This window comes from Marivibrio halodurans (assembly GCF_017963645.1).
GTDB classification, from domain to species: Bacteria; Pseudomonadota; Alphaproteobacteria; order UBA8366; family Aestuariispiraceae; genus Marivibrio; species Marivibrio halodurans.
Genome location: NZ_JAGMWN010000001.1, coordinates 307257 through 318665, shown reverse-complemented (window position 1 = coordinate 318665; position 11409 = coordinate 307257). Strand labels below are relative to the sequence as shown.

The following is an 11409-nucleotide window of genomic DNA, read 5'->3' as shown; positions in this document are numbered from 1 at the left end:
ACTCATGTCCCGGCTATATCCGGCATTTGGCCGGGCATGGGCCGCACCGGATGTGGCTTGGTCAACACCGCCAGGGCCAGTGTCCAGACGGTGAGCTGCAAGCATATCCACCAGCTTTGCCAAATGCCGAAACTGGCAGAGGCGACAACGAACAAATAGCATAGAATCGCGAGAAGCCCGGCCTTTTGAACTCGGCTCCGCCCGGAATCGCGGTTGATCAGGATTGCCGCGCCGCCATACAGCGCGGCGAACAGAACGGCGCCGGGGAAACCGAGTTCGAGCCAAACCTGCAGACTATTGTTGTGCGGATGGAGGGGCAGAATCTCCGCCGTTTCCAGTTGCATCAATTGATGCCATTCCGGCACCCATTGCACCTTGTAGCCGAAGAAATTGTCGGGCACCAAGTCCCGCCCCCCAGGGAGGTCCCGCGCGGAATCCAGGCCCCACCCCAGGAACTGCGCTTCGTGAATTCGATCGATGGTGAAATGCCAGATCGCGGCGCGATGCAGGCCGGACGCGCTTAATTCCTTCATCAGGGAAAAGGGCGGATCGGGTAGCCATGGCATGGCCATGACGACGCAGGGAATCGCGACCGCGACCGCCGGGCCGATCACGCGGGGCAGGGCAACTGCCGCCAGGAATGCCGCCACCCCGATACCATAGGCGGCAAGCGCGGTCGTGCTTTGCGTCGCGGCGACGAGCAGGCCGACAAGCGCCGCACCGGCAAGCGCGCGACCGTGTTTCCCATCATCGATTTCCTGGGCGAGCAGGATGAGCGCTAGCCCCGCGATGCATGTCCCCCCCACCTTATAGTTCAACAGATCAGCGCCCATGATCTCCTCGACCCCAAAATCGAAGGCACCATTGACGAAGTAACGGTTGAGGCTGAGCAGGATCAGCGTGACGATTCCGATCAAGACACCGCCACGAACGGCGCGCGCAGCCGTCCAGCGCGTTAACGGATCGGTCCGCACCGCGATCGCGAGGCAAAGTGCACCCAACGCGAAGAGAGGCAGCAGCCGGGTCAGGCGCTTGAGCCCCTCGTCGGGAGCGATGCTCCATGAAAGCGTGACGCCGCCCCAAAGGAGTAGGCATAGAAGCAGTCCGCCCGACGCGAACAAGAACGGTGCGTGCGCACGGCGCCAAGCCAGGAAGGCGAGGGGAACAGCGAACAGCAGAAACAGCGCGGTGACCTGAACCGGCGCGAATGTGGCGACAAGCGGAACCGTCGTGGCGAGCGCCCCGAAAGCCATGGATACAGGCGTTAGACGCATCATCTGGTCCGCCACTGTTACACGCAGTCGGTGAATGGAAAGTACCGTCGACCATCCCCCATCGAACCGCCTTCATGCGACACGAAGAAGCACAGGATCGACTGTATATGAAAGTGGGCCGCAGTCTTGTCCGAGAGCCGCGCGAACGTCAAACCGAACCTTGTTCCAAGTGTCGCTTGTGCATGCCACGCTTCTGTTTGTTCGAAAAATCGAGAGTGAGAACCACGCTCGTGCAGTATTTTGGTTTAGTGGATCGCAGAAATTTCTTCCGGATATTATCCACGGCGAACAGAACGGCGGTAGCGGCGAGAATTAGATAAAAGACGGGACGCTTCAGACTCCCTAGCGGCGAGCGTACAGATATCCTCGTCCGAGCGCCTCTTTCGACGATTGTCAGATAGTGTTTGATGTGTCCGCCTGCGAATGCCGTCCTGATGTCGAACCTCATTAATCCGATCGTGAAGGTATCCGCCATAAACCGGGCCAACTCGTGCTGGAAGTTGCCTTCCTGAACGCCGGAATTCAGGGAACTTCCTTCAATGAAAAGCGTGATGCGGCCATTCGGCTCAACGATCTTCGAGACATTGGCTAGAAGCGAACCGACATGTCCGATCGATGATAGATATACATGGATGAGAACGTCCGAATAAAGTTGGTTCGGCGTTATGTCATCGCGGATGAATTCGTCGATCGCCAGCGTTTCGGCACCGGATTGCCGCGCAAGCGGCCGCGTGATGGGACTCGATACTTCATGCAGGAACAGGCCCTTGGTTCCCGCATGTTTCATGGATTTTATCCACCGCCTGATCGGTTCGTAATCGGTTCGGGCGCGATGGGTATGGGACACATCCGGTGGACGTTCGAAAGAGGGATAAAGGAACCGCTTCAGCCAAGTAAAGTCCTTGGGGATCAGGGATGGACGGCCCAGAATATCGTCCGCGTCCGCCTTACCGATCCATGCCGGCGCCCGCATTTCCGATGGGATGGTAGGGGGAGGCGTGAAGGACCCGGATGTCCCGGATACATTACCTTCGCCACGCAATTGCCACCAGGATTGAAAACCGAGCACCCAATACGGGTGATAGGCAGGCTCCCTGGGGGGCGAGCGTAGGGCGCTTTTGAACCTATCAAAGAAATCGCGGAAATTGGCTCGCTCCTTGTCCAAGGATTCCGGCGCATCCCCGGCCTTGAACATGACGTCGATTTCCGCGAAGGCACGATGCTCCCTGGTGGTCCATTCGGCGAGTGTCTTGATCGCCTTTCGGGGGTTCAGGCGCCCCCACCGCAGGCTCTCCGATTCCTGATCGGTCGGTTGTAGTTCGAGCATGTAGAACGAATCGGAATCGTCGATAATGGAGAAGGCGCCGGACGGCACCAGTTCCGGCACGAATCCATAGTCGCAATAGGAAGTGACGAGCGGCATCGGCCGCTCCGGTTTGATGGCAAGCATGAAGATCAAATAATAGCGGCCCAGAAGAGTAGATTCATCGACTTGCCAATAAAGTTGGTTGGTGGTGGTGCAGGTGATGTGATCCTGTGTCACCGTTTTGGCGACGACCGTGGGATGAAGATGATCGAAGGTCATCCGGATCATCTCGCGCGAGGAAAGCGACAACGTCCGGCTCGCCGGGTCGTATTCCTCACGGAGCAAGGCCGTGAGTTCCGTCTGACGCCCGCGCAATGAGGGGGCCATGATGCAGGGTTCACCCGCTTGCATACGCTCTCCGAGATGGCGAAGCGAGCCGTCCGACAGAACGAAGTCGGAATTCATGAAAATGAAATAGGTATCCGTTTGGGCTTCTCCACTGTCCATGACGGCCCGGGCATAGGCTAGGGTAAGCGTTACCCCGTACTGACCCTTCACGATCAGATCGTCGATCAGAATGAACCGGACGGCGCAGATTTTCCGAAGGTCCTCGAACAGCGGATTTCGCTTGAAGATCGGAACGCTCGCCTTGTCCGTCAGGATGAGTATCTCGAGATCGCAAACCGCGCCGAGCGTGGGTAGATTTCCGGGCGCGAGATAGGAGGGCAGGGACGCTTGGCAGAAATCCTGGATGTAGCGGGCGCCCCATACTGCTGAGATAAATTTCGCCCTTTGCTTGCCCGCCATCGAACTTCCCCCTCCACGTGGTAGAATAGCCACCTCGACCCTTTATCCCGATTCTCCCACCCGGGCATGACACCCTGCGATTCAGATCAACGGAATGGCAATCACGAAACGGTTTGAATCGGAGTGTGCACGCTATGCGCGATCCATTAAAACCCAGATTGTGAATTCATCGACATTTCCACTTCTTCGGGCGCGTCATAAACATGTGTCACGTCCCTTCTAAAACCGTGTTCCCGAGGATTGTCAATTGGGTTGGAAGGCACTAGTGGAAAGCCCTGCTTAATACTGTGTGCGGGGCTCTCACGTGCGATGTCTCATAGCTTGTCTAGAATGATGCGAACACGGTGACCTCGCCAGGATACGGAGCCGTATCCTTCGAGCGCGGGTTCTGAGAGAATAGCGCGCCTCGAAATCCACCCCTTATCTTTCCAAGAAGCGGAGCACAAAACTTTGGGCGCGGGCATTAAGACGATCCAGCGGATCATGGAATTGACTGAAGCGGGTCAGCTGCCCTACGGCGCTCAAATCTGCGATATCGGTGTGACGCAACTATTCGGAGCCGCTCTCCGCGAGGGGGCGGCCTCGATGCTCGCGTACTATGCGCGCAGGGCTCCTTCGCATCTTCGCGCCGCGAACAATGACACGGTCTTCCTGGATGATATCAAGGACGGCATGTTTCTAGGCGATTTGCTGGAACGCGCTGGTTTTACCTATGTCGCGTTGGATATCTTCGACGCGCCGAGAACCATTCTTTTCGATCTGAACAGGCATGCGCCTGGCCCCGCGCTTAAGGGTCGCTTCGACTTGGTCATGAACCTTGGAACAACGGAGCATGTCATAAACCAGTTGAATGCGTTTCAGGTGGTCCATGATCTTTGCGCCAAAAGGGGGGTAATGTATCATGATTTGCCATCGGACGGATATTTCTCGCACGGGTTCTTTCGGTATGATGAGCTATTCTTCCGCAACCTTGCGGGCTCGAACGAATACAGCTTGATCAGGCAGCTCTTCAGTGTCGGTCGTGCCGTATCATTGCCCGCAGGTTTCGAAGGCAGCGATACGGTTTCAGATGCGGCGCACGATATCGGGATCGAAACCGTCTTGCGGAAACAATATGATCACCCATTCCAGATTCCGATGGAGCAGACCACTAGCTTGACCACGGAGAATCTTGCTGCCGACGCGATTGATAACGAATATGTCGTCGATACGAGTTGCGTCGACGCGAAAAACTATGTCAAACCCGCGCCGGGAATTATCGTTCGGACATATAAGTCGGCTCGAAAATGGGGAGGACGCCTCAAGGAATCCTGTATCGGGCAAAAGGGTTCGGTATAAGGCGTCAGCGGGGATAGCGTGGTTATTGGCTGGCATATTCCTTTTTCATGCGTGCATGGATATGTTCGGGGGCATTTTGAGGATATCTGGGAATAGGCAATAGGTACTGATCACGCTGCTTTGATGGGGGCACGTTTTTCTGCTTTTCTGATGCGGAATAATCGGGTGGGGAACCGAGATTTGCTTTCATCGTCCACTGCTGCGGAACCGTCGCGCAAAGAAGCGGTCGCGCATGCCTGCTACTGGGCTATGCTGGTCGCGCGGTTCGCGCGACGTCTAAGTCGATGAATGGATCAAATGAGGACTTCGATGCACGAGTTCGCCGAAAATGTACGCTATCCCACGAACGCGCCCGACTTGTCGAAGATGTGCAAGGAGGTTCGCGATGCCTTCGGTCCAGAGGAAACCGTCGCGTTCGTGTCCGGAAACTTCAATGTGCTTCATCCGGGTCATTTGCGCCTGTTGAAGTTCGCTTCCGAGAATGCGGATCGCCTGGTCGTCGGACTATCGCCCGATGGCCCGCGGGAGGTGACGATCCCGATCGGAACCCGTCGCGAAGCGCTGGAAATGGTTTCCTTCGTCGATTGCATCCTGGATCTGACGCAGCCGTTGACCGAAGTGATCGCCGCGCTGAAACCGGACATCATCGTGAAGGGGGCGGAGCATAAGGAGCATTTCAACGTCGAGCAGGCGATCGTCGATTCCTATGGGGGACGATTGGTATTCGGATCCGGCGAGATCGCATTCGCCGACAACGAAGCGCTTGAGCGTGAATTCTCCAGGCCGTCCAAGGCGGCGCTGGTCCCCAGGGATTACATTACCCGTCACGGAATTACCCTGCATGACGCGGCCAGCACGGTTGCCGCCTTCAGTGGCTTGCGCGTGGCGGTGATCGGGGACCTTATCGTCGATTCCTATATCTCCTGCCAGCCGGTCGGCATGTCCCAGGAAGATCCGACGATCGTTGTCTCGCCCCAGGACGAGGCGCGGTTCACCGGCGGCGCGGGGGCCGTCGCCGGCCATGCACGCAGCCTGGGTGCCAACGTATCCTTCCTTACCATCATCGGCGATGACGAGATCGGTGAGACGAGCCTTGATGCGCTCGAGGAACTCGGCGTGCAGGTATTCGGTTTCCGCGATCCCACGCGCCCGACGCCCTTGAAGCGCCGATTCCGCGCCCAGGGTAAGACCCTGCTGCGCGTCAACGAGTTGCGCCAGCATGATGTCGAGGAAAAGGTCGCGCGTCGTATAGCGGAAGCGTTCGAGGCAATCGCGGATCAGACCGATGTGCTGCTGTTCTCGGACTTCAATTATGGCTGTCTTCCCCAAGCGCTGGTCGACGATTTGGTAACCCGTGCCCGGCGTCGGGACATCATGATGGTGGCGGATAGTCAGGCATCCTCGCAGTTTGGCGATATCGCGCGCTTCAAGGGAATGGATCTGATCACACCGACGGAGCACGAGGCGCGGCTCTCCATCCGCGACTTCCACATCGGCTTGGCCTCGACGGTCGAGAAATTGAAGGCCTCGACGCAAGCGCGGATCGTCGCGGTAACGCTTGGTGGTAATGGTCTCCTCGTGCGCAGTGAGTCGGATGGGGAGCCTTTCGCGGACCGCTTGCCCGCGTTGTGCGCCGTTCCGGTCGATACGGCGGGGGCCGGCGATTCCCTCTTCACCAGCATGACGATGTCGCTCCGGGCCGGTGCGGATCCTTGGCTCAGCGCCCTTATCGGCTCCGTCGCGGCGAGTTGTCAGGTATCCCGGATCGGCAATAAACCGCTGCATCAGACCGAGTTGATCGAAGCCCTTCGCGGCGTGCTTGCCTGATATGCGCGCGCTTCTACTTGCCGCGGGCATGGGCAGCCGTCTGCGGCCGATTACCGATACCACGCCGAAGTGCCTGGTCGAGGTCCATGGGCGGCCGTTGCTCGATTATTGGTTTGAGTTGCTGCTGCGCGACCGTGCGGTTTCGGAGATTTTGGTTAATACCCATTATCTCCATGAGAAGGTGGAGGCCTTCATCGCAGAGTCTCCTTGGCGTGATCGCGTCGCTATGAGCTTTGAGCCCGATCTGCTTGGCACAGCGGGTACGATCAAGGCCAATGGCGGCTTCCATCTTGGAGAGCCCTTGCTTGTCGCGCATGCTGACAACCTGACGCAACTCGACGTGCCTTCGTTCCTCGCGAAACATGACGCTCGCCCGCCGGAAGCGGCACTGACGATGCTGACCTTCCATACCGACATGCCGCGGCAGTCGGGGATCGTCGAGCTTGATGAGAGCGGACTCGTTCAGGCCTTTCACGAGAAGGTGGATAATCCGCCGGGTGATCTGGCCAATGCGGCGGTTTATATCCTGACCCCGGAAGTTCTCGCGGATATCGATGAGCACGAGGGCCCTTTCATCGATCTCAGCACGGAGATCATCCCCCGGTATGTCGGTCGGATTTTCGCGACCGCGGTGGACGGCTATCATCGCGGAATAGAAACCGTGGAGGGCCTGGAACGAGCGCATCGCGAATTCAGGCCAAACAAGAGGTAACGGGCTCGGGACGTCCGGCTATCCCTGCGAGGCAATAATGCAAGGCTTGAGCGTAGGCGTCGTGATTCCCCATAGGAACCACACGGATCTTTTGCCCCACGCGCTGAAACGGCTTTTTGCGGATCGGTCAGCGGCGCCGGATGCCGTCGTCATCGTCGATGATTATTCCGATCCGGCCGCGCGACTCCGTGTGCGTGAGATCGTCTCGACTTACCCTTCCGTCAAGTTGATCGAACTGTCGGAGCATCTAGGCGTCGTGGGTGCGCTGAACATGGGAATTCAGGCGGTCGAGACCGACTTGGTTCATTGTTCCGCCGCCGATGATACGGTGGAGGCGGGGTTTCTCGATGCGGCCAGGGCCGGGCTTCAAGCACATCCGAGCGCGGCGATTTATTCCACCCGTACCCGGTTGATCTCGGACGCCGATGGGCAGGATTTAGGTGTTATCGCCAGCCCTTCACCCTACAACCAGGATGGTTGGGTTTCCCCCGAGAATGCGCGACGCACCCTCATGGCGCGCGATAGTTGGATTTTTGGGAATTCGAGCGTTTATCGACGAGACCGTCTTGTGCAATTAGGCGGCTTTGATCTCGCGCTGGGAAGCTTCTGTGATGGTTATATTCAGCGTTATATGGCGGCGCGCTGGGGCGCGATTTTCGACGAGCGGCCGTTTGGCGCCTGGCGACGGAGCGATACGGGTGTGGCTTCGCGCACAAACCTCGACCCGGACCTGTTGGTGAGAACCGCCGCGGCAGCATTCGAACGTTTTCAGGCAAACACGCCGGATATTTTCCCATCCGGGTACGCGCAAAGATGGCGCCGCCGCTGGATCAGCGGCGCTCTTTGCTTCCAAATCGATCGTGGGAAATGGAGTGGGTTTGACCACCCAGGCGTGCTGGATGTCGTCCCGTCTTGCCCTATCCGTTTCGCACGGCTTTGCCGAAGCTTGGGGTCCTTGGGCCGTCCTCTAGCGAAAGGGCTGGTTTTCGCTGGGCTCCGCCCGTTCGACGCGGGCGACCTCGTCGCCCGACGTCTCCGGCTCCAGGGGTGATATGAAATAGGGCTGATTACCCAGTCTTCGCTGCGGAGCCCTGCTTTTCGCTATACGCGTCCCGCAAGTCGCCTGTGAATTCCCCCACGCTGGTGCTGGTTTCCAACGTCCCCATGAACCGCACATCCTGGGTTTTCTGGAAGACAAGGGAAATCGAGATCGTGGGAACCTTCACGCTGTCCTGCTTGGTTTCACGATCCGTGGTCCCGATCTTCGCGAGCCGTTCGGTCAGCACCGGAAAATAGGTTTGATACTGGCGCGCGGTAGTGAAGATGTTCTCGTCGCCACCGCCGTCGCCTTCGTACCACATATCCACGACCTCATACTGATTGTATCCGGCGAGATCGAAGAAGAACCGGCTCGTATAGGTGAAGTAGCCGTGATCGACGAAGCCGATCGCCGGCAGGACATGCATCATCCTTCCCCCCGACTTCGTGGCGGCATGGATGGCGTTGAATGTATTTAGTTGGTTGAGGATGTGCTCGCTGGTTCCGCAATTTATGACGGAATCGTAACGGCCCACCATTGCCGCCGGCAACGGCTCGACATTAAGATCGACTTGACGTGTTTTATAGCCGGCCGCGATATCGATCGATTCATAAGTCATATTGATCGCTTCCAGGAGTTCGCCCAGAAACGCTTGATTGAGCGCTTGGCCGTCGGGGCCCTTGCCGCTGCCACTGGCAAGACGGTTCGCGAACTCATCGAGATCCGGTCGGGGCGATTCCACGTGCCGTCTCACGAAGGCGGCGATCTGATCGGCTGTTGCGGCGTACAGGTTCGAACTGCCGAAATCCAACAAGGTTCGCCCCGCACCGATCAGGCCATACTTTTCCATTGTTTCAAGAGTATAGAATGAAACACCCATAGGATCTCGTCGCTCCTGTATTTCGGTGCCGACTAACCTGTCAGCAATCACCGCTCACATTATTCTCACGGCCGGGACGCGTCCAGGGACCAAAGACACCGCACCGCTTGGACTATTTCCGGGGGCAACCCATCGGGGATGCCGCCCTCGTCGATGGGGGAGTCTACGTCTTCTTCCCCGCGTCGAAAACGGATCGTGTGCTGGCACGGAATATCGATAGGAACCGTCCGCCACCGTCGACGAAGCCCTGGTTGCGTCCGATCACCTTATCCTCGTTGGTGATGGACAGCGCCAGCAGACACACGGCGATGTTCTGGGAAACCAGTTCGGCCGAGGGGACGATCTGGAGATTCGTGCCTGGAAGATAGCGCCCTTGCTTCTCCGGCGTGTCGTCGGCGACGAACTCGATCAGATCCTCGACACCCATGAAGTTGACGAAAGCGCACGCCAGATGGCCGGCGCCGAAGAGCGCGATCTTGCCCTGGCTTTCACGCATGCCTTGGAGCAGGCGCCGCAGTTCCTCGCGCGCGGGCTCGTAGGCGCGCGCATAGTCGCCGAGCCACCCGATCTCGGCCGCCGCCTCCGGGGTCGGGGCGGGCATGCGCGGCTCGCCCGTCTTGCGTGCGAGTTGCACCAGGCAGTTCTCGAACGGCAAAGGATGAACGTCGATATAGAGGCTCTCGAAGCCTCCCAATGGCGGCAGCATCGCGAAGGTCGCCGGGGTGAGGTAGAGCGAATGCTCCTCCCACACCATGCAATAATCCTTCAGGTTCAAGTTGGCGGTGCAATCGGGGATTTCGAGCATCAGCAAGCCGCCTGGCTTAACCAGGGCGGATAGTCCGCGCATGAAGGCGCCGGGATCCTCGGTATGTTCGGAAATATGACGCACGAGCAGTAAATCGGCCTGGCCATACTTCGCGGCGATCGCTTCCATCCGTTCCGGCGTGGTGCGAATCTGAACCGTCTCGATATTGGCGGCCGGTTCCTGGATGTCCAGATCGGAGAGCTCGACGCGCCAAGTCTTCTTGATGCCCTTGCGCTCGAACCGCTCTATCGTCGTGTCGTCCTTGTAGGTGAGGCCGGCGACGACGCTGTCCGGGCCCATGCCCGGCAGTTCCAGGATCTTGTCCACGACCGAATCGAGGTGATCCTCCGGCTCACGGGCCGCGATGAAGGTCGGCGGGACGAGCTTCTCGTGAGAGACCGGCTGCCGGAGTTGAATGACTCCGCACGTCTCGCACTGGCCCAGAACCATCGATACGCGATCCTCCTCGGCCGAGCGCTCCTCGCGCAGGAAGGAGGCCACGGGATGCGCACCGACATCCAACCGATCCGCGCCTAGCGCGTTGCCGCAAACCAAACAACTCATCCGAACCCTCCGATTGATCGAAATAGCTTGTCCACGGGTTTGAATGGAACCGCGTGAAAAGTCTTTCGCACGTCCCCCGTACCGATGGAATCCGGGAAAAGGCCATCGCGCCCCCGGACGCCGCCTTGTTGCACAATAGGCGGCCCGAAATCCAGCGGGGAATCCATGATAATACGCTTTTCACCATGAACTCTCAGAGACTTCCGGCGCGAGCGGAAGCACCCAAAATTGACGTGAGCTTATCGACCCCCTATCAAGAGGCGCTTCATGCTGAAAGGCATGGACGTTGATGGGGGCATATTCCAGGAGAAGACTTATGGCCGACAGCACCGCATTCCGGCAGGTGGCGGCGGAGGTCTATTATTCGGTCGATTCCTTTGCGACGGCCGGCCCGGAGGCTGTCGCGATGATCAAGCGCATCGCCTTGGAATCACCCAGAAAGCGCTGCCGTATCTGTTTCCATCCCGGCCCGGAAGCGACGGCCCAGGAGATGCTGATCGCCATGGCTGGCCGATCCTATGTACGTCCGCACCGGCATTTCGGGAAAAGCGAGACGTTAACCGTGCTCGAGGGGAGCGCGACCGCGTTGTTGTTCGGCGAATCGGGGGAGGTGACGCGGCGCGTTCCGATGGGGCCGCACGGGCAGGGGCGAACGTTCTTTTATCGTATGCCGGAAGGGATATTCCACACACTCGATTTCGAGAGTGATATCTTCGTCTATCTCGAAACAACGACCGGTCCGTTCGATCCGGCGAAGTCGGAGGGGGCTGCTTGGGCGCCGCCCGAGAGCGATCCCGAGGCGGGGTTCGATTTCATTCGCGGTCTCGACGCATAGGCGCGACTGGGCGCACGCTGGA

9 protein-coding genes are annotated in these 11409 nt (G+C 58.6%); 5 read left to right on the top strand and 4 right to left on the bottom strand.

Going from position 1 to position 11409, the window contains the following annotated elements:
• Positions 1-2: 2 nt before the first annotated feature.
• Both KAJ83_RS19575 and KAJ83_RS01375 read right to left on the bottom strand, forming a co-directional pair.
• Positions 3-1289, bottom strand: a complete 1287-nt coding sequence (locus KAJ83_RS19575) for an O-antigen ligase family protein (protein WP_210680223.1) — start codon at positions 1287-1289, stop codon at positions 3-5.
• A gap of 133 nt (positions 1290-1422) precedes the next feature.
• A complete protein-coding gene (locus KAJ83_RS01375) occupies positions 1423-3387 on the bottom strand; it encodes a hypothetical protein (RefSeq protein WP_210680222.1) in 1965 nt (654 codons plus the stop codon).
• Positions 3388-3870: 483 nt separating this feature from the next.
• On the opposite strand from KAJ83_RS01375, the gene KAJ83_RS01370 reads away from it, so the two are divergent.
• From KAJ83_RS01370 to KAJ83_RS01355, 4 genes are all read left to right on the top strand, one after another.
• On the top strand, positions 3871-4725 hold the full coding sequence (locus KAJ83_RS01370) for a methyltransferase domain-containing protein (RefSeq protein ID WP_210680221.1): 855 nt from the start codon (positions 3871-3873) through the stop codon (positions 4723-4725).
• A gap of 309 nt (positions 4726-5034) precedes the next feature.
• Complete coding sequence (locus KAJ83_RS01365) at positions 5035-6552, top strand: PfkB family carbohydrate kinase (RefSeq protein ID WP_210680220.1); 1518 nt, start codon at positions 5035-5037, stop codon at positions 6550-6552.
• Position 6553: 1 nt separating this feature from the next.
• Entirely contained in the window at positions 6554-7264 is a 711-nt protein-coding gene (locus KAJ83_RS01360; protein ID WP_210680219.1) for a nucleotidyltransferase family protein, read from the top strand.
• Positions 7265-7301: 37 nt separating this feature from the next.
• Complete coding sequence (locus KAJ83_RS01355) at positions 7302-8315, top strand: glycosyltransferase family 2 protein (RefSeq protein ID WP_210680218.1); 1014 nt, start codon at positions 7302-7304, stop codon at positions 8313-8315.
• Between the two features lie 16 nt (positions 8316-8331).
• On the opposite strand, the gene KAJ83_RS01350 is transcribed toward KAJ83_RS01355, so the two are convergent.
• Both KAJ83_RS01350 and KAJ83_RS01345 read right to left on the bottom strand, forming a co-directional pair.
• Positions 8332-9183, bottom strand: coding sequence for a class I SAM-dependent methyltransferase (locus KAJ83_RS01350; protein ID WP_210680217.1), 852 nt, complete (start codon positions 9181-9183; stop codon positions 8332-8334).
• Between the two features lie 163 nt (positions 9184-9346).
• Positions 9347-10552 carry a methyltransferase domain-containing protein gene (locus KAJ83_RS01345; RefSeq protein ID WP_210680216.1) on the bottom strand — a complete coding sequence of 402 codons (1206 nt, stop codon included), beginning with the start codon at positions 10550-10552 and terminating at the stop codon, positions 9347-9349.
• A 316-nt stretch (positions 10553-10868) separates the two neighbouring features.
• Between KAJ83_RS01345 and KAJ83_RS01340 the strand changes: the two genes are divergently transcribed.
• Positions 10869-11387 carry a WbuC family cupin fold metalloprotein gene (locus tag KAJ83_RS01340; RefSeq protein WP_210680215.1) on the top strand — a complete coding sequence of 173 codons (519 nt, stop codon included), beginning with the start codon at positions 10869-10871 and terminating at the stop codon, positions 11385-11387.
• The last annotated feature ends 22 nt before the right edge of the window (positions 11388-11409 follow it).